Origin of the sequence: Knoellia sp. S7-12, from assembly GCF_040518285.1 — a bacterium.
Taxonomy (GTDB): Bacteria; Actinomycetota; Actinomycetes; order Actinomycetales; family Dermatophilaceae; genus Knoellia.
Window position 1 is genome coordinate 2,521,655 of the sequence record NZ_CP155449.1, and the last position, 20,130, is coordinate 2,541,784.

The 20,130-nt window shown below is 66.4% G+C and carries 19 protein-coding genes; 4 read left to right on the top strand and 15 right to left on the bottom strand.

All coding sequences use genetic code 11. The features are described from left to right. Positions 1 to 5: 5 nt before the first annotated feature. A complete protein-coding gene (locus V6K52_RS12150) occupies positions 6 to 653 on the top strand; it encodes a LysE family translocator (RefSeq protein ID WP_353950372.1) in 648 nt (215 codons plus the stop codon). Positions 654 to 715: 62 nt separating this feature from the next. On the opposite strand, the gene V6K52_RS12155 is transcribed toward V6K52_RS12150, so the two are convergent. Continuing rightward, on the bottom strand, positions 716 to 1,132 hold the full coding sequence (locus tag V6K52_RS12155) for an RDD family protein (RefSeq protein WP_353950373.1): 417 nt from the start codon (positions 1,130 to 1,132) through the stop codon (positions 716 to 718). A gap of 171 nt (positions 1,133 to 1,303) precedes the next feature. On the opposite strand from V6K52_RS12155, the gene glnA reads away from it, so the two are divergent. Then, complete coding sequence (gene glnA / locus V6K52_RS12160) at positions 1,304 to 2,728, top strand: type I glutamate--ammonia ligase (RefSeq protein ID WP_353950374.1); 1,425 nt, start codon at positions 1,304 to 1,306, stop codon at positions 2,726 to 2,728. 167 nt (positions 2,729 to 2,895) lie between these two features. Next, positions 2,896 to 3,306, top strand: coding sequence for a DUF805 domain-containing protein (locus tag V6K52_RS12165; RefSeq protein WP_353950375.1), 411 nt, complete (start codon positions 2,896 to 2,898; stop codon positions 3,304 to 3,306). A gap of 22 nt (positions 3,307 to 3,328) precedes the next feature. Here the strand turns inward: V6K52_RS12165 and ctlX are convergent, their stop codons facing one another. The 4 genes from ctlX to V6K52_RS12185 form a co-directional block, all read right to left on the bottom strand. Continuing rightward, the gene (gene ctlX / locus V6K52_RS12170) at positions 3,329 to 4,354 is read right to left on the bottom strand and encodes a citrulline utilization hydrolase CtlX (protein WP_353950376.1); all 1,026 of its coding nucleotides are present in this window, start codon (positions 4,352 to 4,354) and stop codon (positions 3,329 to 3,331) included. A 74-nt stretch (positions 4,355 to 4,428) separates the two neighbouring features. After that, positions 4,429 to 5,187: a hypothetical protein gene (locus V6K52_RS12175; RefSeq protein ID WP_353950377.1), complete on the bottom strand. Its 759-nt coding sequence runs from the start codon at positions 5,185 to 5,187 to the stop codon at positions 4,429 to 4,431. A gap of 64 nt (positions 5,188 to 5,251) precedes the next feature. Further along, entirely contained in the window at positions 5,252 to 6,019 is a 768-nt protein-coding gene (locus V6K52_RS12180; protein ID WP_353950378.1) for a hypothetical protein, read from the bottom strand. Beyond that, positions 6,016 to 6,669 carry a SatD family protein gene (locus V6K52_RS12185; protein WP_353950379.1) on the bottom strand — a complete coding sequence of 218 codons (654 nt, stop codon included), beginning with the start codon at positions 6,667 to 6,669 and terminating at the stop codon, positions 6,016 to 6,018. Before V6K52_RS12185 ends, V6K52_RS12180 begins: the two co-directional genes overlap by 4 nt. 235 nt (positions 6,670 to 6,904) lie before the next feature. On the opposite strand from V6K52_RS12185, the gene V6K52_RS12190 reads away from it, so the two are divergent. After that, positions 6,905 to 7,792: a universal stress protein gene (locus V6K52_RS12190; RefSeq protein WP_353950380.1), complete on the top strand. Its 888-nt coding sequence runs from the start codon at positions 6,905 to 6,907 to the stop codon at positions 7,790 to 7,792. On the opposite strand, the gene V6K52_RS12195 is transcribed toward V6K52_RS12190, so the two are convergent. The 10 genes from V6K52_RS12195 to pgeF form a co-directional block, all read right to left on the bottom strand. Next, complete coding sequence (locus V6K52_RS12195) at positions 7,724 to 9,931, bottom strand: S9 family peptidase (protein WP_353950381.1); 2,208 nt, start codon at positions 9,929 to 9,931, stop codon at positions 7,724 to 7,726. The genes V6K52_RS12190 and V6K52_RS12195 overlap by 69 nt on opposite strands. Further along, positions 9,924 to 13,538: a DNA polymerase III subunit alpha gene (gene dnaE, locus V6K52_RS12200; protein WP_353950382.1), complete on the bottom strand. Its 3,615-nt coding sequence runs from the start codon at positions 13,536 to 13,538 to the stop codon at positions 9,924 to 9,926. The genes V6K52_RS12195 and dnaE overlap by 8 nt, the downstream gene beginning before the upstream one ends. A gap of 101 nt (positions 13,539 to 13,639) precedes the next feature. After that, the gene (locus V6K52_RS12205; protein WP_353950383.1) at positions 13,640 to 14,563 is read right to left on the bottom strand and encodes an RluA family pseudouridine synthase; all 924 of its coding nucleotides are present in this window, start codon (positions 14,561 to 14,563) and stop codon (positions 13,640 to 13,642) included. Beyond that, positions 14,556 to 15,227, bottom strand: a complete 672-nt coding sequence (lspA, locus tag V6K52_RS12210; RefSeq protein WP_353950384.1) for a signal peptidase II — start codon at positions 15,225 to 15,227, stop codon at positions 14,556 to 14,558. Before lspA ends, V6K52_RS12205 begins: the two co-directional genes overlap by 8 nt. Further along, complete coding sequence (locus V6K52_RS12215; RefSeq protein WP_353950385.1) at positions 15,200 to 16,084, bottom strand: TraR/DksA C4-type zinc finger protein; 885 nt, start codon at positions 16,082 to 16,084, stop codon at positions 15,200 to 15,202. The genes lspA and V6K52_RS12215 overlap by 28 nt, the downstream gene beginning before the upstream one ends. Before the next feature lie 198 nt (positions 16,085 to 16,282). Further along, positions 16,283 to 17,710, bottom strand: coding sequence for a DivIVA domain-containing protein (locus tag V6K52_RS12220; RefSeq protein WP_353950386.1), 1,428 nt, complete (start codon positions 17,708 to 17,710; stop codon positions 16,283 to 16,285). A 71-nt stretch (positions 17,711 to 17,781) separates the two neighbouring features. Then, entirely contained in the window at positions 17,782 to 18,057 is a 276-nt protein-coding gene (locus tag V6K52_RS12225) for a YggT family protein (protein ID WP_353950387.1), read from the bottom strand. Between the two features lie 44 nt (positions 18,058 to 18,101). Further along, positions 18,102 to 18,599 (bottom strand): cell division protein SepF, encoded by a 498-nt coding sequence (gene sepF, locus V6K52_RS12230; RefSeq protein ID WP_353950388.1) that lies wholly within the window; start codon positions 18,597 to 18,599, stop codon positions 18,102 to 18,104. Positions 18,600 to 18,653: 54 nt separating this feature from the next. Then, positions 18,654 to 19,352, bottom strand: coding sequence for a YggS family pyridoxal phosphate-dependent enzyme (locus V6K52_RS12235; RefSeq protein ID WP_353950389.1), 699 nt, complete (start codon positions 19,350 to 19,352; stop codon positions 18,654 to 18,656). Beyond that, positions 19,349 to 20,071 (bottom strand): peptidoglycan editing factor PgeF, encoded by a 723-nt coding sequence (gene pgeF / locus V6K52_RS12240; RefSeq protein ID WP_353950390.1) that lies wholly within the window; start codon positions 20,069 to 20,071, stop codon positions 19,349 to 19,351. Before pgeF ends, V6K52_RS12235 begins: the two co-directional genes overlap by 4 nt. Positions 20,072 to 20,130 lie beyond the last annotated feature (59 nt).

Genomic DNA, 20,130 nt, shown 5'->3' on the forward strand with positions numbered 1-20,130 from the left:
GATGTATGCCGTCCGCCACCACCGTTGCCGCGTTCGCTGGCGCGTCCCTCCTGCTCATCCTCCTGCCCGGCCCGGCCATGCTCTTCCTCGTGGCGCGAGGCGTCTCTGGTGGTCGTCGAGCAGGGGTGATGTCAGCGCTCGGTGTCGATTCCGCGACCGCCACCTACGTCGTCGCCACCGCGCTCGGGCTCACCGCCGTCCTGGCCACGTCGGCGCTGGCCCTCTCCGTCGTGAGATACGTCGGAGCGGCATATCTCGTCTGGCTCGGCATCGGTGTCCTGCGAAGTCGTGGCGCCACCACCACCGTCGACGCACCGGTCGTCCCGGCGCCGCCGAGCGACTGGACGAGCTGGCGGCAGGGCTACCTCGTCGGCATCGCCAACCCCAAGGTGGCGTTGTTCTTCCTGGCGTTCTTCCCCCAGTTCCTCGACCCGGCGCGAGGCTCGATGACCGGCCAGATCCTCGTCCTGGGCGCAGTGTTCGTCGCGATAGGTCTCGTCTTCGACGCGAGCTATGGCGCGCTTGCCGGCACGATTGCGTCCCGCCTCAGCGCTCGCCGGGGCCGGAGTTCAACCAAGGGCAAGATCGCAATCGGCCTGACCTACATCGGGCTCGGCGGCTTCACCGCGGCCACCGGGTCACGCACGCTCTGAACACCACGCCTTGTGTGCCTCAGCGGACGCCAGAGCGTTCCCTCAGGCACACGAGGCAGGTTTCAGCGGCGGACGATGACCGTTCCAGCGGCCGCGTCGTGGAAGCCGCGACCGTTGCGGTCCGAGAGCACGGCCGGCACGAAGAGGCACAGCAGGGCTGACCGGATGAGGACCTGGAGCGGGAACGAACCCGGGCGCACCTGAAGGACCTGCATCCGCAGGAGCGCCTGACCGGGAGTCGCGGCGAAGGCCGTGATGCTGAGGATGTTGATCACCGCAAGGACGCCGAGCGGCACGAAGGACTGCGCTCCCCCAGCCCCGAGTTCGGCTCCGAACGCGAGGATCGAGATGAGCTGGGCGAGGAACCAGTCGACGAGCAGCCCCAGTGCCCGTCGCCACAGCGGAGCCATCGATCCGGGACCGGAAGCCGGCATGCCGAGCTGCTGACCGGCATACTCCTGCGTTTGTTCCGTGCTCACAGCAGGACTGTATGCCGTCACACGACGGACGCTCCTGACGGGTGGCCGCCGCCTCTGGCAGGGTGTAACACCGGTGAAACATTCGGGTCATGGTCGAGAAACCCCCCGCACATAGGGTTTCGATCATGCCCGGGCGCCGCCCGACCTTCCCTTTTGCCTAGGAGGCCCCACTTGTTCAGCTCTGCTGACGAGGTTCTGTCGTTCATCAAGGACGAGGACGTCAAGTTCGTCGACATCCGTTTCTGCGACCTGCCCGGCGTGATGCAGCACTTCAACGTGCCCGCCCAGACGGTCGACGAAGAATTCTTCAAGAACGGCCAGGCGTTCGACGGATCCTCGATCCGCGGGTTCCAGGCCATCCACGAGTCCGACATGAAGCTCATCCCCGACGTGAAGTCGGCGTACCTCGACCCGTTCCGTGAGCACAAGACGCTCATCATGAACTTCTCGATCGTCGACCCGTTCACCGACGAGCCCTACAGCCGCGACCCGCGCAACATCGCGGCCAAGGCCGAGGCCTACCTCAAGTCGACCGGGATCGCCGACACCGCCTACTTCGGTGCCGAGGCCGAGTTCTACGTCTTCGACGACGTGCGCTTCGAGACCAAGGCCAACGCTTCCTACTACTACGTCGACTCCGTCGAGGCCGCGTGGAACACCGGTCGCGAGGAGGAGGGTGGCAACCAGGGCTACAAGACGCGCTACAAGGGTGGCTACTTCCCCGTCCCTCCCGTGGACCACTTCGCTGACGTGCGCGACGACATCTGCCTCAACCTCGACAAGGTCGGCATCAACGTCGAGCGCAGCCACCACGAGGTCGGCACCGCTGGTCAGCAGGAGATCAACTACCGCTTCGACACGCTGCTCGCTTCGGGCGACGACATGATGAAGTTCAAGTACGTCGTCAAGAACACGGTCTGGCAGATCGGCAAGACCGCAACGTTCATGCCGAAGCCGCTCTTCGGTGACAACGGCTCGGGCATGCACACGCACCAGTCGCTCTGGAAGGACGGCGAGCCGCTCTTCTATGACGAGCGCGGCTACGGCGGCCTGTCGGACCTCGCGCGTTGGTACATCGGTGGCCTGCTCAAGCACGCTCCCGCGGTGCTCGCATTCACGAACCCGACGGTGAACTCCTACCACCGTCTCGTTCCCGGCTACGAGGCTCCGGTCAACCTGGTCTACTCGGCTCGCAACCGCTCCGCGTGTGTGCGTATCCCGATCGCCGGTGACTCGCCGAAGGCCAAGCGCATCGAGTTCCGCATCCCCGACCCGTCCTCGAACCCGTACCTCGCGTTCGCGGCGCAGCTCATGGCCGGCCTTGACGGGATCAAGAACCGCATCGAGCCCCCGGAGCCGGTGGACAAGGACCTCTACGAGCTCCCGCCCGAGGAGCACGACGCCATCGAGCAGGTTCCGGGTTCACTCCCGGCCGTGCTCGAGGCACTGCAGGCCGACCACGAGTTCCTGCTCGAGGGCGACGTCTTCACGCAGGACCTGATCGACACCTGGATCGAGTGGAAGACCAAGAACGAGGTCGACCCGATCCGCTTCCGCCCGCACCCGCACGAGTTCGAGATGTATTTCGATATCTGACGGAGCTTGCGGAGTCAGATGTCGAACGAAGACACCGTGACATCTGATCCGCACCGGATCAGCACACATAAGGGGTGCCAGACGCGCGACATACCGCGCGTCTGGCACCCCTTCGTCATGTCCGCGTGCAAGGGTGACGTCCACTGTCATTGACGTGGGGGAGCATCATGAATTTTTGGACCGCGATCGCTTCGGTCTTCCGCCAGTACGCCGTGTTCTCTGGTCGAGCCGGTCGCCCCGAGTACTGGTGGTTCTTTCTCTTCTCAGCGGTGTTGTCGGTAGCGACAGGCGCTCTCGACTCGAGCATGTTCCCGTCCCTGGTGTCGGACCCGGGGAGCGGATTCGCTGTCAGTGGTGGTCCGCTCTCAGCCATCTTCGGGCTGGCGACCCTCATCCCGACCCTCGCCGTCAGTGCGCGACGTTTCCACGACACGGGCCGGTCGGGGTGGTGGACCCTGATCTGGTTGATCCCCGTTGTGGGTTGGATCATGGCCATCGTCATGTGCGCCCAGGTGGGTCAGCGGGTCGCCAACGAGTACGGGCCGCCAGCCACCAGTCCAGCGCTCGCCACCACCTGATCACGATCCGCGCTCTGGCGCGTCAGTTGGCGGTGAGGATGTTCTGGCCGTCAGCGGAGGTGGCGTTCTCGTCGATGCCTTCGACGGCGGCCGTGGGCTCGACATCGGCGACCGGACGGTGGTCAAGGTGGACGCCGGCGATCATGCAGCGCACGGACCCGCCGGCGAGCTCGATCGTGGGGATGTCGACGGCGACGATCTGGCAGGACTCCTCGATGACGGCGATCTGCTCGGGGCGCAGGCTGCGGCGGGCGCGCGCCGACATGGCCATGACGTAGCGGCGTCTGCCGTCCGTGGTTCGCCCACACAGCTCGACGGCGTTGCCGGCGAACTCACGGATCTGCACCTCGGTGAGCTCGACGATGGAGCGGCCGGTGACGGACAGGCGCTCACGAACCTGCTCGCGACGCTGCTCGTCGGGGATCATCTCGAGGGCGATCATGGCGACATCAGTGCCGATGCAGGCGATGACGTTGGTGTGATAGACCGGCACGCCGCCCGAGTCCACGGCATCGAACGCCATCGGCTCGTAGCCGAAGTCGGTGCAGAAGCGTTCAAGGACGGCGATGTCGGCCCGGTGGCTGCGTGCCGTGTAGGCGACGCGCGACACGTGGTCGAGAACCATGGCTCCGGTGCCCTCGAGGAAGACCCCGTCGGACTCGAGGCCCGAATAGTCGACGATCGACTGGACGCGGTAGTCGGACTTGAGCATCTCAAGGACGTCGGCGCGGCGCTCATGGCGCCTGTTTGATGCATACATGGGATAGACGGCGACGTAGCCGCCAGCGTGCGTGGACAGCCAGTTGTTGGGAAACACGCTGTCTGGTCGGGTGTGGTCCTCGTCGGCGAAGACGTGGACCCTCACTCCTGCGCCGCGCAGGGCGTCGGCGAGCGCATCCATCTCGGCCAGTGCCGTCGCGGAGACGGAGTCGCCAGCCTGCCCCGATGGGACGTCACGCTGGAACGCGTTGTCGGCCGCGGTGGCGGGGTTGGGCATGAACCGTTCGGCACGGATCAGAATGACTGCGGAAGGGGCCTGAGCGCTCACGGACGGAATCTAGACCATCGCAGGGTCATGCTCCGATTCCTGACTTCACGACAGGCCCCTTCCGTATCGGTCGGTCAGAAGCCTCCGCCGCCGAAGTCACCGCCGCCTCCACCGAAGTCACTGCCTCCTCCGAAGTCACTACCCCCGGCGAAGTCGCTGCCACCGCCATAGTCACCGCCGGTGTCGCCACCAGCGGAGTCGCCTGACCCGCCCGAGTCGGCGCCTCCTCCATCGGATCCACCCTCCGCCCCTGATCCACCCTCTGCGCCCGAGTCACCGGCCTCGGCAGCCTCCGGCGAGGAGCCGTAGTCGTCGAAGAGCGTGTTGGCGATGGCCGACCCAATGACGACACCGGCGATGGTGCCCATCATCGAGCCCATGACCATGCCACCCATGCCCATACCGCCCCCGCCGCCGCCGCCGAACGATCCTCGACCGAACGTGCGCTCGAGCGTGCCCGGCTGGCGCATCTCGGCGCGAGTAGCGGCCTGGGCGAGGTCCTGGGGCTCGGCGCTGCGAGGGGCTTCGCCTTCGGGCGCCGACTGCGACAGCTCGGCGAGCAACTGCTCGCGCTGTTCGGGGGTCAGCTTCGAGAAAGCCTCGGCGTGCACCTGTTCGAGCTTTTCGGGGGGCGCCGTGCGCAGGAGGTAGCGATAGCGGGCCACGGCGCGATCGTCCTCGGTCCCGACACCGCCCTGTGGCGCGTTCCGACTGAATCGCTGCCCACTCCCCTGTCCTGGCTGGCTCGGAGCTGACCAGGATCCACCACCTGCGCCGGGGGTCGGTGCCTGTTGACGCGGCTCACGGCCGAGCAGTTTGTCGAGAAATCCCACGGGTCCTCCTCAGGTCTGGCCGGGCCGATGCCGCGACCTCAACCCAGCATGCCCCACCTCGCTGTCAGCGGGTGAGTGCGAGCGACCCCAGTGCGACGAGCCAGCTGACGAAGCTGCCCACCAGGAAGTACTCAGTCACCTCGTCGATCCCGTCACCCTTGACGCTCGTCGTGTCGTCCTTGGCGGACTGCAGCTCGGGGAATCTGATGAGTCCTTTGGCGGCGATGACGATGCTCGCGGCGGTGAGCTGCCCGGCGAGACCCAGTCCGAGGATGAACACGCGCTCCATGGGGCCAAGAAGGCGACCTCCCTTGAGCTTGTCGGATGGCTGGGTCTTGTTCGAACCACCAGACTTTGCCGAGGGTCGCAGTGCTCCGACACTCACCAGGACCAGTCGCACGATGACGTTTCCCGTCGCGAGGTTGGCAATGAAGAAGCCGACCACGACCAGGAGCCGGTCGACGCCCAGATCATCGGAGAAGGGCAGGTCGGCCCACGCGATCCAGTCGCCGAGGAGCCCACCTGGTGTGGAGGCCAGGCCAGAGAAAGCGAGCAAGGCGACCGCAGTCCCGGCGAGCAGGAGCAGGGCCTCGACATGACCGCCGCCCCGGCTGAGCGACCTCTCCGACAGGAGCACCCAGCCGGCCAAGGGCGCGATCGAAACGAAAAGAGCGACGATGTCGGCAGGGCCGGTGAGGCCTGCCAGCAACCCGACCAGGATCACTGTCAGGGCGCCAGCAGGGACGGCCAACCGCCTCACCAGGCCGTGATCGACCGCGCGGAGAAGGTCGCTCACCCCCACGCCGAACAGCCAGACGGCCAGCCAGGTCATCGGAGCTCCTTGAGCAGGTCGTGGCAGCGCACGATGACGGCGAGCCCATCGGCCCGCACGCGCTGTGAGACCGCCGACGGGGTGATGCCCTCGGCCACGGCCAGCTCGCGTTGTGTCATGCCGTCCAGAAGTCCCTTCAGCAGCCGCCCTGACCGCTCTGACAATGAGCCAACCATGTGGTCCTGACAGTGCAGCGCCGCATCCACCGCGAGGGCTGTGCCTGCATCGTCCACCTCACCGTCGGCAAGCCGGTATGCCGTGTGCACATGTTCCAGGGCTGCTCGCGCTGCCACTTTCTCCACGTCGACGATGGCCTCGCGCGCGGCCCACCAGGCCGGCCCGTCCTTGATCCCGCGAGCCTTGTCGAGAGTCGTGGTGGCTCCGCGCCCCAGCCCATAGCGACTCTCCGCAGCCGGGCGGAGCGCGAGTCGGGTCCGCAGAGCGGCGTCCAGGGCCGCGCCCAGATGGGGATAGACCCCCTGGAACTCATCGCCTACGGTGATTTCCAGGGGTTCGATGTGGACAACCCGATCGTTGGTGTCGGCGAGGGCCTGCTCAAGGGCACGATGGAGTTCGCGCCGATCCTTGCTCTGGCGGGACGCGACGACGTCGCCGATGAGGACGACAGGTGAGGGCTGAACTTCGACCATATCCAGACCATACCTTCATATTGGACAGATCAAGAGAATTCCTTCACTTCTTTCCAATGAAGTTCATCGATGAACTTCTGCTGGGGGTCAGATCAGCCTGCGCGTCTTGCCTGCGGACACTGCGCAACGGGGCCATCATGGAGTCACGGACCCACCGCGGCCCGTGACGACGGGGCCCACCGGTCCCGGGCCTGCGAGGTTCCCGCCGCCTGATCCACCATCCACGGGAGGAATCATGAGCGGCACCACCTCACCCACCCCCACCGCACGCATCGTCGCGGGCATCGACGGGTCCGCACACGGCTGGGCTGCTCTCGCATGGGCCGCCGAGCGGGCCAGCGAGCTGAAGATTCCCCTCCACCTCGTGCATGCCTTCGCACCGGACATCCCGATGCTCGGGTTCGGCACCACAGACCAGAGCTCCATCCTGGCCGAGGGAAGGCGACTCCTCGCCACCGCGACCGCCAGGGCCCATGCCACCAATCCCGCCCTGACAGTGACCACGTCACTGCCGCCGGGCTACGCCTCGCGGGCATTGGTCGGCGCGTCACACTCCGCCACCATGGTGGTGCTCGGGGCAGTCGGCCATGGACTGCTGAGCCGGGCGACCATCGGAGCCGTTGCCCAACAGGTCGCCGCACATGCCACCTGCCCCGTGGTCATCGTCGGGCACGAGGGCCGAAGCGAGCGCAACCACCGTCGCGTCGTCGTGGGCGTCGACGGCTCTTCGTCGTCGAATGCGGCCCTGCACACCGCTTTTGACTACGCAGCAACCCGCGAATCCGAGCTCGTCGTCGTGCACGCCTGGGAAGCCAAGGGAATCAAGGACCCGACCCTGGAGACCGACTCGAGCTGGCCAGCATACGAGAGCCACCTCGAGCAGGCGGTCACCCGCGAGATCGCGTCAAGCAGCGCGGAGCACCCGGCGGTCAAGGTCCATCACGACGTCGTGCGCAGTTCTCCCGTCGCGGCCCTCATCCAGGCGGCGGACACGGCCGACCTCGTCGTCGTCGGCGCCCGTGGCACCGGAGGCTTCGCCGGGCTCCACCTCGGCTCAGTCTCGGGACGGCTCCTGGGCCGCACCGACTGCCCGCTCGTCATCGTGCACTCGCGGGAGGTGTGAGGTCGCAGGCAGTCGTGATGTTGCAGCAAGCTGGTCGAGCACGAAGGCCCACTCCCACGCGACCTGCTCCCACGCGGCATAGCGTCCGCTTCGGCCACCGTGCCCGGCCGCCATCTCGGTGCGCAACAGGATCGGTCGGGTCGCGGCGTCGTTGGTCACAGTGGCCCGCAGGCGCGCGACCCACTTCGCCGCCTCCGTGAAGAAGACCCGAGTGTCGTTGAGGCTCGTCGTCGCCAGAATGGCTGGATATGCCTGTGCCGCAACGTTTTCGTAGGGACTGTAGGCCTTCATCACTGCATAGACCTCGGGGTCCTCGAGCGGGTTGCCCCACTCCTCCCACTCGCCCACCGTCAACGGCAGGTCAGGTCGCAGGATCGTCGTCAGGGCATCGACGAACGGCACGGCGCCATGCGCGACACGGAAGCGATCGGGCGCAAGGTTGACGACGGCGCCCACGAGCAACCCACCTGCCGAACCACCCTCGAGACCGAGCCGGTCCGGTGCCACCCAGCCGAGCTCGATGAGCCGGTCGGCACAAGAGACGGTGTCGCTGAAGGTATTGGGCTTGGCCAGCAGTTTGCCCTGGTCGTACCAGTGCCGCCCCATCTCACCACCACCGCGCACGTGCGCCGTCGCATGGACGACACCCCGGTCGAGCAGGGACAGCCGCGCCACCGAGAAATAGGGATCGCTCGAATGCTCATAGGCACCGTATGCCGTGAGGAGACCAGGGTTGCTTCCGTCAGGTCCGAGGTCGACCCGGTGGACGACAGAGATCGGCACGAGGGTGCCATCGGAGGCCGTGGCCCACTCCCGCCGCTGCACGTAGTCGGACAGGTTGACGTCCCCCAACACGGGCTGCTGCTTGAGGACGGTGCGCTCCCCCGTCGCCAGATCGACGTCGAGGACCGTGCGCGGAGTGACGAACGACTCGAACACCACCTGCAACACCGACTGCCCGGCCTCGGGGTTGTCACCCAACCCGGCGGAATAGATCGGTTCGTCGAAAGAGACCGGAACCGGTGCGGCATACCCGGATTCGCTTGCAGGATCGATGGCGAGCAACGACAGGGACGCGACTCCCCCGCGACGCAGCGACAGCACCGCCACCGCGTCGAAGGCGTCGACGCCGAGGAACCGCTCGCCCTCTCCGGCCGCGAGGAGCGGCTGCCACTGCTCGTGACTCGTGGAGTCGAGCGGTGCCCACGCCAGGTCGGAGTCAGGGTTGTCGGTGTTGTGGACGATGAGGAGCCGGTCGGCTGCGGGCTCGACGTCATATTCGACGCCATCGCGCCGAGGGGCGACAACCCGGAAGTCGGCCTCGGGCGTCGTCGCGTCGAGGAGCCGCACCTCCGACGTCGTCTTGGACCCGAGCGCGAGGATGATCCAGCGGTCATCACGACTCGAGCCGACGCCCATCCAGAAGCGCTCATCGAGCTCCTCGTGGACGAGGACATCCGTGCTCGGGTCGGAACCGACGATGTGGCGCCACAACTGATGAGGCCGCCAGGCGTCATCGACCCGCGTGTAGAACAGGGTCTCGCCGTCGTGCGAGAACTCGACGCCGTAGCCGATCCCGGTGATGGCCTCGTCGAGCGTCTCGCCCGTCGCGGGGTCGCGGACGACGAGATCGAAGCGCTCATCACCACTGGTGTCGGTCGCGAAGGCAAGTCGTGTGTGGTCTGGACTCACCGACAGGGCGCCGATCGAGAAGAACTCGGAGTCACCCGCCTCGACGTTGCCGTCGAGCAGGACCTGCTCGCCATCGGGGGTTTCGTCGGACGCGACAACGGGACGCGTTGGTGGGTCGGTCACCGGCACACGGGCATGGATGGCGTACTGCTGCCCCTCGACCGTGCGCGAGTAATACCACCACGGGCCAGAACGCACCGGGACGGAGAGGTCGGTCTCGAGGGTCCGAGACTTGATCTCGCCAAAGATGCTGTCCCGCAACGGTTGCAGCCCTAACGTGCGGGCGTCGGCGTAGGCGTTCTCGTCGTCGAGATAGGCACGGACCTCGGGGTCCTCGGCGTCACGCAGCCACTCGTAGGGGTCGACGACACGGTCGCCGTGGTGCTCGCGGATGTGATCGCGGGTCGCGGCGAGCGGCGGGGTCAGGGGCGCAGTCAGGTCAGCCACCGGTGAGACACCTCGGTCCCAAGAGCACTTTGAGGTCGCCGAAGAGCGACTCGCTCGCGTTGACGCGGAGGGCATCATCGAGCTTGATCAGGGTCGCCCTACCGGGCTTGGTCAGCTTGAGATGCACTTCGGTCGTCCCCGGGTGGTTGGCGAGGACCCCCTTGAGCTCCTCCATCCGACCGGTCGTTGCTCGGACCGTGTCGAGTGTGACGACCACCGGCCCACGAGGGCCTTCGGTGATCTCGGGCAAGGTCAGTTCCTGGGCATAGATCGACACCGAGTCGTCACGCCGGTTGAGCTTGCCGCGCACCACGGCGACGACGTCCTGCTGGAGCATCGTCGACACGGTCAGGTAGGAGCTGGGGAAGAACAGGCACTCGATCGCTCCCTCGAGGTCCTCGACGGTGGCGATCGCCCAGAGGTCGCCCTTCTTGGTCCGCTTGATCTGCAGGCCTGTGATGAGACCGGCCACGGTGACCATCGAGCCCTCGGGCTTGCCCTCCTCGGAGCTCAGCGTCGCGATGGCGGTGTCGGCATGCTGCTGCAGGACGTGCTCGACGCCGAAGAGAGGGTGGTCGGAGACATAGAGGCCGAGCATCTCGCGCTCGAACGTCAGCAGCGTCGACTTGTCCCACTCGACCGTGGGGACGGACGTGAGGCCCATCATCGTCGCGTCCCCACCGGCGCCGTCGCCACCGTCGTCACCGAAGGCACCAAAGAGCGAATCCTGACCGATCGCCTCCTGGCGCTTGATCGAGACGAACGCGTCGACGTATTCCTCATGGATGCGAAGGAGCCCGGCGCGCGACTCCCCCAGCCCGTCGAAGGCGCCTCCCTTGATGAGCGACTCGACGGTTCGCTTGTTGCAGACCACTGCGGAACATTTGGACAGGAAGTCGCGGAACGAGGTGAAGGCGCCCTTGCTCTCGCGTGCGCCGATGATCGCTTCGACGACGTTGTGGCCCACGTTGCGGATCGCCGCCATCCCGAAGCGAATGTCGGTGCCGACAGCCGCGAACCGGGCCACGGAATCGTTGACGTCGGGCGGGAGCACCTTGATGCCCATGCGACGGCACTCGCCGAGATAGAGCGCCGACTTGTCCTTGTCGTCACCGACGCTCGTGAGCAGACCGGCCATGTATTCGGCCGGGTAGTTGGCCTTGAGGTACGCCGTCCAATACGACACGAGCCCGTATGCCGCGGTGTGGGCCTTGTTGAACGCGTAGTCCGAGAAGGGGACGAGGACGCCCCAGAGGGCCGCGATGGAGGCTTCGTTGAAGCCCTTGGCCTTCATCCCGTTGGAGAAGGGGACGTACTCGGCGTCGAGCACCTCCTTCTTCTTCTTGCCCATGGCGCGGCGGAGGAGGTCGGCGTTGCCGAGGGTGTAGCCGGCGAGCTTCTGCGCGATCTCCATGACCTGCTCCTGGTAGATCACCAGGCCGTAGGTCGTGCCGAGGAGCGGCAGCAGAGCGTCGATCATCTCCTGCTGGAGCTTGCCCTTGAGCTGAGGGTCGAGCGGCGTGAGCTCCTGCTTGCCGTTCTTGCGCAGCGCGAAGTTCGTGTGCGCGTTGACACCCATCGGCCCGGGCCGATAGAGAGCGAGAGCCGCCGAGATGTCCTCGAAGTTGTCGGGCTGCATCAGCTTGAGCAGCGTGCGCATGCCGCCGCCATCGAGCTGGAAGACGCCCAGCGTGTCACCGCTCGCGAGCAGGCGGTAGGTCGCCTTGTCGGTCATGTCCTTGGACAGGGCGTCGAGGTCGAGGTCCTCGCCCCGGTTGGCCTTCACGTTCTCGATGGCGTCGTCGAGGATCGTGAGGTTGCGCAGGCCGAGGAAGTCCATCTTGACGAGCCCGAGGGTCTCGCACGTGGGGTAGTCGAACTGGGTGAGGATCTGGCCGTCCTGCAACCGCTTCATGATCGGGATGACGTCGATGAGCGGTTCGCTCGACATGATGACGCCGGCAGCGTGCACGCCCCACTGTCGCTTCAGTCCCTCGAGGCCCTTGGCGGTCTCGACGACCTCCTTGAAGTGCGGCTCGCTCTCGACGAGGGCTCGGAACTCGTTGCCCTCGGCGTAGCGCGGGTGCTCAGGGTCGTAGATGCCCGAGAGCGGCACGCCCTTGCCCATCACGTCGGCCGGCATCGCCTTGGTGAGCTGGTCGCCGACATTGAACGGGTGGCCCATGACACGGGCCGAGTCCTTGACCGCCTGCTTGGCCTTGATCGTGCCGTAGGTGACGATCTGCGCAACCCGCTCCGAGCCGTACTTCTCGGTGACGTAGCGGATGACCTCAGCGCGTCGGCGCTCGTCGAAGTCGATGTCGAAGTCGGGCATCGACATGCGTTCGGGGTTGAGGAACCGCTCGAAGATCAGACCGTGAGGGATCGGGTCGAGGTCGGTGATCTTCATGACGTAGGCGCACATGGATCCGGCGCCCGAGCCACGACCCGGGCCGACCCGGATGCCGTTCTTCTTGGCCCAGGTGATGAAGTCGGCGACGACGAGGAAGTAGCCGGGGTAGCCCTTGGAGACGATCACCTCGGTTTCGTACTCGGCCTGCTTCTGCGCATATTCCGGTATGCCGTCCGGGAACCTCTCGCGCAGACCCGCCTGGACCTCCTTGACGAACCAGGACTCCTCGCTCTCGCCAGGGGGACACTGGAACTTCGGCATGTAGCGACCCTCACCCTCGGTGAAGGAGACCTCGCACATGTCGGCAACGAGCAGGGTGTTGTCACACGCCTCGGGGAACTCACGCCAGGTGTGGCGCATCTCGGCCGCGGACTTGAGGTAGTAACCGTCACCGTCGAACTTGAACCGGTTGGGGTCCATGAGGGTCGAGCCGGACTGGACGCAGAGCAGGGCACCGTGCGCCGTGGAGTCCTCGGGGTAGGTGTAGTGGCTGTCGTTGGTCGCGAGCAGTGGGAGGTCGAGCTCCTTGGCGAGGCGCAGCAGGTCCTTGATCGTCCGCCGCTCGATCTCGTTCTGGTGGTCCATGACCTCACAGAAGTAGTTCTCGGCACCGAACAGGTCGCGGTAGTCGCTCGCCGCCTGTTTGGCCAGGTCGTACTGGCCCAGGCGCAGCCGGGTCTGGATCTCGCTCGAGGGGCAACCGGTCGTCGCGATGAGCCCCTTCCCGTGCTGGTCAAGCAGCTCGCGGTCGATGCGCGGCCACTTGGCATAGACCTGATCGAGCGAGGCCTGGCTGTCCATCTTGAACAGGTTGCGCAGGCCGTCGTTGTCCTTGGCCAGCAGCGTCATGTGTGTGTAGGCGCCCGAACCGGAGACGTCATCACCTTGTCGGGTGCGCTCGTCGCCCCACTTGACGCGGGTCTTGTCGGTGCGGTGGGTGCCCGGCGTGATGTAGGCCTCGAGACCGATGATCGGCTTGACGCCGGTCCCCTGCGCCTTGCGCCAGAACTCGTGTGCACCGTAGAGGTAACCGTGGTCCGTCATGGCGAGCGCCGGCATACCCAACTCGCTGGCCCGTGTGAACAGGTCTCCGATGCGGGCAGCCCCGTCGAGCATGGAGTACTCGGTGTGGACGTGCAGGTGGACGAAATTGTCCTTGCGGTCCGGGACTGGGGAAGAGGAGGGCGACGACATCGTGGACCATCCTAAGTCGCCCCGGTGACACCCTTGAGCGCCGCGCCTGCGTGTGACGAATGAGGTGCTTGGGACTACAGTGCTGCCCCCTCACACACCGATCAGAGCCGGTCGAGAGCCGTCTGCAGGTCAGCGGGGTACTGGCTCTCGAAGGTGACCCAGTTGCCGGTCCCGGGGTGCTCGAAACCCAGCCCGACGGCGTGCAGCCACTGGCGCTCGAGCCCCAGCTTCTTGGCCAGGGTCGGGTCGGCGCCATAGGTCAGGTCGCCGACGCAGGGGTGGCGCAGCGCCGAGAAGTGGACTCGGATCTGGTGGGTGCGACCCGTCTCGAGGCGAATGTCGAGCAGGCTCGCATGCCGGAAGGCCTCGATGAGCTCGTAGTGCGTGACTGCGTTCTTGCCCGACTCCATGACGGCGAACTTGTAGTCGTGGCCGGGGTGGCGCGCGATCGGCGCGTCAATCGTGCCGACCAATGGATCCGGCAGGCCCTGGACGAGCGTGTGATAAGTCTTCTCGACCGTGCGCTCCTTGAAGGCCCGCTTGAGCAGTGAGTAGCCTCGCTCGCTCTTGCAGACGACCATGAGGCCGGACGTGCCGACGTCGAGCCGGGAGACGATGCCCTGTCGCTCGCTCGCCCCACTTGTCGAGATGCGATAGCCCGCGGCGGCCAGGCCACCGAGGACAGTCGGCCCGGTCCAGCCGACGCTGGGATGCGCGGCGACGCCGACGGGTTTGTCGACGACCACGATGTCGTCATCGTCGTGGATGATCCCCATGCCCGGGACCGGCTCGGCGATGACCTCGAGCGTCGGGCTCGCGTCGGCGCTCGGCAGGGTCAGTTCGAGCATGTCCCCGCCGTGCACGCGGTGGGACTTGCTGACGCTCGCGCCGTTGACGGCCACGCCACCATCGGCGGCGAGGTCTGCCGCACGGGTGCGGGACAGACCGAAGAGCCGCGAGATGGCCGCGTCGACGCGCTCACCCTGCAGACCTTCGGGGACGAGCATGGTGCGGCTGTCAGACATGGTCGCCGTTCGTCGTGTCGGTGTTGTGCGCAGTCTCGGTGTTGTGCGCAGTGGAGGTTTTGCGGTTGGTGTCGTCTGCCGCGTGGGCGCTATCGGCTTCGTGGCGGCCGTGAGTCACCCCGTCCAGCGGTATGCCGCGCAGGGCCAGGAGCGCGCCGAGGACCGCCGCAACAACGATGGCGATGTCGGCGATGTTGCCGATGAAGAGTCCGAAGTAGTCGATGAAGTCGACGACGTGACCGCGGCCGAAGCCCGGTGCGCGAAAGACCCGATCGACGAGGTTGCCGATCGCACCACCGAGCAGCATGCCCAGAGTGATCGCCCACGCACGATGGCCGACGTGGAGAGCAGCCCGCCCGACCCACACGACGATGCCGAGCGCCACGAGCGTCAGGAGCCACGTCACACTGTCACCGAGCGAGAAGGCCGCCCCGGCGTTGCGGATGAGGTTGAGGCGCAGCATTGACCCGATCAGGTCGCGCGGTTCCCCCGGCGTCAGGGCAGACAGGGCCCACACCTTCGACCCCTGGTCGAGGGCAAGGGTGAGCAGGCCGACTCCCACAATGAGGGCCAACAGCCGCGACCGGCCCAGGGCATGATCCGGGGCCGGTGCAGTGGTGGACGGTGGGCTGGGCGTCAGCGGCGTTCCTGTTTCGTCTTGCATCGCATGCATAGGGTCGCACGAGGTGCCGCCTGGAGACGAAGTTTGCCGATCGGCTGTCCGCACGACTCGCACACGCCGTAGGTGCCGTCATCGAGACGCTCCAATGCGTGCTCGTTCTGGCGCAGCATCTCGCGGGCGTTGTCGGCCAGTGCGATCTCCTGCTCACGGTCGTAGGTCTTGGCACCGGCATCGGCCTGGTCGTCGCCGGCACCGTCACCGGAGTCGCGCAGCAGGTCCGACAACTCAGCCTGCGCCACCTCGAGCTCTGAGGAGAGCTGCGCGATGTCGGCCTTGATCTCGGCCCGCACCTCCTTGAGCTCCTTCGGGGTCCACGGCGACTCGTCCTCGCGCACGACGAGCGAGGCCTTCTTGGTGGACCTCGGAGCGGGTGACCTGGTGGCCGATGCCTTCTTCGCCGGAGCCACTGCCGAAACCTTCGCCGCAGGCGCCTTCTTGGCGGCGGCCGTCTTGACGGGCGCAGTCTTGGAGGGCGCCTTCGTGGCTGGCGCCGTCTTTGCCGGCGCCTTCTTGGCTGCCGGTGCGGCCTTTGTCGCCGACTTCTTGGCTGGCGCCGTCTTTGCCGGCGCCTTCTTGGCCGCGGGCGCGGCCTTCGTCGCCGTCTTGGCCGCGGACTGCTTGGCGGGCTTGGCTGGGGCCTTGCTGGCCGGAGCCTTCGGGGTGGAGGCCTTCTTCGCGGTCGCCTTGCCGACCGAGGACGTTGGTGCAGAAGCCTTGGAGGCCGCCGACTTCAACGCCGCGGTGGCCTTTGCTCCGGCCTTCTTTGCCACCGCCTTCGCGGATGACGCCTTGCCGGATCCAGCTTTGGTGGCCCCTGCGGGACCGCGCTTGGCAGCCATGCCTGTCCTCACTCGTCAACAAAGGTCGGGCCCATGAGGGCTCGACCACGTGCCGAGAGGATAAGCCCTCATGATCCCCATCACAATGCAAAACGCCACACGACCTGCGAAGTTCACAGGCGGCATACAGGTGGCAGACATGCCACAGGGCACCCGGAAACCGGGTGCCCTGTGGACGAAGCTGGAGTCAGCGACGGATCACTTGTCCTGCTTTGCGGCTTCCTCGACTTCGGCGTCAACGGCCGTGTGGTCGAGCTCCTTGAGCTGACCCTGGATGTAGGTCTTGAGTCGACCGCGGTAGTCACGCTCGAAGCCACGCAGCTGCTCGATCTTGCGCTCGAGCACCGTGCGCTGCTCGTTGAGCTCCTGCAGGATGGCCGCCTTGCGCTGCTGCGCCTCGTGGACCATGCCCGTGGAACGCTCGCGGGCCTCGGTGATGAGCTCTTCGCGCTTGCTGTTGGCCTCGGCGAGCATCGTGTCGTGCTGCGACTGCGCCGTCGTCACGAGCTCGTCGTGCTGCGCCTGCGCCGTCGTCACGAGCTCGTCGTGCTGCGACTGACCCGTGCTGATCAACTCGTCGTACTTCGACTGACCCTTGCCAATGAGCTCGTCGTGCTGCGACTGACCCGTGTTGACCAGGTCGTGGTGCTTGGTCTCGCCGGTGGAGAGGAGCTCGTCATGACGTGCTTGCGCCTCGCGGAGCAGCTCGTCGCGCCGGGACTCGCCAGCGGAGACGTGCTCGTCGTGGAGACGCTGCGCGAGAGCGAGGACACCGGCTGCTGAACCAGCACCCACGGCGCCAGCTCCGGCGAGGGCCGCAGTGTCGGAATTTCCGGACTCCTGGGCCGGTGCCTGCGCCTTGGCGAGCCGCTCCTGCGACTCGGCCTCGGACTGCTCGGCCGCTGCCTGTGCCTTCTTGATGCGTCGCTGGGCGTCGGCCTCGGCCTCTTCGACGCGAGCTTTCAGGATGGAGAGCTGCTCGTCAGCGTTGCTGTTGGCCTTGCTGTAGACCGCCTCACGCTCTTGCTCGTTCTTGGCAGATGCTGCCTCCTGCTGGGTCCGCTCGCGGTCACGCTCGGAGGCGATCGAGTCGCGCTCATCACGCAGAGAGTCGCGCTCACCCACGAGGGAGTCACGCTCACCCGCGAGAGAGTCGCGCTCGCCCAGAACGCTCTTGTGCTCGTCACGCAGCTGAGCGACCTGACGCTCGGAGTCCGCCAGCTGACGCTCGAGGTCCTTGACGCGCTTCTCGAGTTCGTTGCTGCCCTTGGACTGGCCATCAGCCTGGCCCTCGTTCTGGCTCTGCTGGCTCTTGCCCTCAAGCTCCTCGAGCTCGCGCACACGCGCCTCGAGCTCGGAGTTGCGACCCTCGAGCTTGCTGATCTCGCCGGAACGGTCGGGCGTGACAGCAGCCGCAACGGGCAGTGCTGCCGTGACGGGCTCCAGACCGCGTCCCTGACGGCAGTCGTTGAGCTGCTTGCGCACCTCGTCGTCCGTCTTGGTCATGCGACGCATCTCGGCGACGATGTCATCGAGGAAGTCATCCACCTCGCGCTCGTCGTAGCCGCGTCGGAACTGGGTGGTCGTGAACGTCTTGTTGAGGACGTCCTCGGGCGACAACGCCATGTCAACTCCTCTGTATCGATCGGTTCAGGGATGCCGCGTGTCACGTGGACACCGGGCTTCAGCCATCCAGCCTAGAGGATGTAGAGAACGAGATAGAGCGCCAGGACCAGAACGAGGAAGCCGAGATCAATGGAGGCGCCGCCGAGACGCAGCGGTGGGATCACCTTGCGCAGAGCGTTGAGTGGCGGATCGGTGAGGGTGTACACGGCTTCGGCGATGACAAGCATCACTCCACGCGGTCGCCAATCACGGGCGAAAACACGGATCCAGTCCAAGATGAGCCGGCCGAAAACCACCATCAGGTAGAGCCAGACGATGAGTTCGAGCAGTCCACGCACGGTGTTCATGCGACCAGTGTGCGTGACCGGGCTGTGACTGCCACGCGGCGGGGTCAGCTCTGGTTGAAGAGCGTGCGCCCGGGGACGGCCGCGGACTCCTCGGCGTGGACCTCGACGGTCGACGGCGAGAGAAGGAAGACCTTGGCCGTGACTCGCTCGATGGCGCCGTGGAGACCGAAGACGAGACCAGCGGCAAAGTCGACGAGACGCTTGGCGTCGGCATCGTCCATGTCGGTGAGGTTCATGATGACGGGAGTGCCCTCACGGAAGTTCTCACCGATCGTCTTGGCCTCGTTGTAGGTGCGCGGATGAATCGTCGTGATCCGGGACATGCCGGAAGCCTCCGGGCTGCGCACCACCTGAGCGACGGTGCGACGGTTGGCGAGTGGGGTGACCTCGGCGCCACGCTCGCGCGGCTCCCTGGTCTCCCTGGACTCCTCTGCGTCGAGCTCCTGGTCCGTGTCGTACTCGTCGTAGGCCTCGTCGTAGTAACGGCCTTCGTCCTCGGCCAGGCCGAGGTAGACCATTGTCTTGCGCAGCGCGCCAGCCATGAGAACTCCTAGTACGAATCGGTGACCAGAGTGGTCGGTGCTTCGATAAAGAAGTTACCCAAGTGACGGGCGAGAACCGAGTATTGCGGTCCCGACACGCAGGTGTGTCGCGCCCTCGAGAACGGCGTCCTCCAGGTCACCACTCATCCCGGCAGAGATCCACGTGGCGTCCGGATGATTTGCCCGTATGCCGTGTGCCACCTCGCGCAGTCGCGCGAAGGCCGCTCGTGGGTCACCTTCTCGCGGGGCCACGGCCATGACGCCTCGCAGGGTGAGAGATCCGGATCCGACCAACAGATCGGCAAGAGCGTCGGCGTCCTCCGGTGCGACTCCCCCGCGCCCACCACTGTCGTCGAGGGCCACTTGCAGGAGGACCTCGAGCCGTCGACCAGCGCGCTCGGCGGCTCGGTCCATGGCGTTCGCGATCTTGGGCCGGTCGACGGACTGCACGACGTCCGCATAGGACGTGACGTGCGCGACCTTGTTGGACTGGAGCTGACCGATGAAGTGGACCGTGACGTCGTCACGACGGGTCAGGTCGGCCATCTTGGCGCTGGCCTCTTGGTCCTTGTTCTCCCCGATGTGTCGGACCCCCAGGCCCGCGAGCAGGTCGACGTCACTCGCCGGGAAGTACTTCGTCACGACGATGAGCTCGATGTCTGACGCGGGGCGATCAGCAGCCCTGGCTGCCCGCTCGATGCGTTCACGGACGCCTGCGAGGTTGGTCGCCAGCTCGTCCCGGCGGGCGGTCACGACGCCCCCCGCACAATGACCCCGGCAAACCGGCCGGTCGTGCCATCGCGGCGATAGGAGAAGAGCGACTCGTCCTCACGGGCGCACCCCGGGACCCAGGTGATGTCGTCGACACCCACGGAGCGCAGCTGAGCGACGACTCCGGCGGCGACATCGATGGCCGGCGTTCCTGTCCATGTCACGGCTCGCGACTCAGGACGCACCTCGGCGGCTTCCTCGCGCATCTCCAGAGGCACCTCGTAGCAGCGCCCGCACACACTCGGTCCCACCGCAGCCGAGATCTGCGTCGCGCCAAGGTCACGCATCGCCGAAATCGCCTGCAGGACAACGCCTTTGGTCATGCCCGGGCGCCCCGCGTGAACCGCACCGACCACACCGGCTCGCACATCGGACAGCAGGACGGGGGTGCAGTCGGCGACCAGCACGGCCAGCGCAAGACCTTGCTCGGCCGTGACGACCCCATCGACGACGAGCGGGCCGTCGGGCTTCTCAGTGACGACAGCGATGTCGGCTCCATGGCACTGATCCATGAAGATCAGGCGATCAACATCGACACCCACCTCGCCGGCGACGCGGATTCTGTTCTCTCGCACCGCATCTGACGAATCGCCGACATGACCACCCAGGTTGAGGCCGGCATACACGCCGGCACTCACCCCGCCCGAGCGGTCGGTGAAGGCGCGGCGGATGCCGCTCACGTCGTCACGCCAGAAGAACACGGGACCACCGTAGACGCGACAAGGGCGACCGGTGTGACCGGTCGCCCTTGTCGAGAGTG

Coding starts and splice junctions, on each gene's coding strand:
- V6K52_RS12180 (WP_353950378.1), bottom strand. CDS start 6,019: ATGACCTGGCTGGCCGTCTGGCTGTTCGGCGTGGGGGTGAGCGACCTT.
- V6K52_RS12220 (WP_353950386.1), bottom strand. CDS start 17,710: ATGGCGTTGTCGCCCGAGGACGTCCTCAACAAGACGTTCACGACCACC.
- V6K52_RS12215 (WP_353950385.1), bottom strand. CDS start 16,084: ATGGCTGCCAAGCGCGGTCCCGCAGGGGCCACCAAAGCTGGATCCGGC.
- V6K52_RS12205 (WP_353950383.1), bottom strand. CDS start 14,563: ATGTCTGACAGCCGCACCATGCTCGTCCCCGAAGGTCTGCAGGGTGAG.
- V6K52_RS12150 (WP_353950372.1), top strand. CDS start 6: ATGCCGTCCGCCACCACCGTTGCCGCGTTCGCTGGCGCGTCCCTCCTG.
- dnaE (WP_353950382.1), bottom strand. CDS start 13,538: ATGTCGTCGCCCTCCTCTTCCCCAGTCCCGGACCGCAAGGACAATTTC.
- V6K52_RS12225 (WP_353950387.1), bottom strand. CDS start 18,057: ATGAACACCGTGCGTGGACTGCTCGAACTCATCGTCTGGCTCTACCTG.
- V6K52_RS12185 (WP_353950379.1), bottom strand. CDS start 6,669: ATGGTCGAAGTTCAGCCCTCACCTGTCGTCCTCATCGGCGACGTCGTC.
- lspA (WP_353950384.1), bottom strand. CDS start 15,227: ATGCAAGACGAAACAGGAACGCCGCTGACGCCCAGCCCACCGTCCACC.
- V6K52_RS12190 (WP_353950380.1), top strand. CDS start 6,905: ATGAGCGGCACCACCTCACCCACCCCCACCGCACGCATCGTCGCGGGC.
- sepF (WP_353950388.1), bottom strand. CDS start 18,599: ATGGCTGGCGCGCTGCGCAAGACAATGGTCTACCTCGGCCTGGCCGAG.
- V6K52_RS12165 (WP_353950375.1), top strand. CDS start 2,896: ATGAATTTTTGGACCGCGATCGCTTCGGTCTTCCGCCAGTACGCCGTG.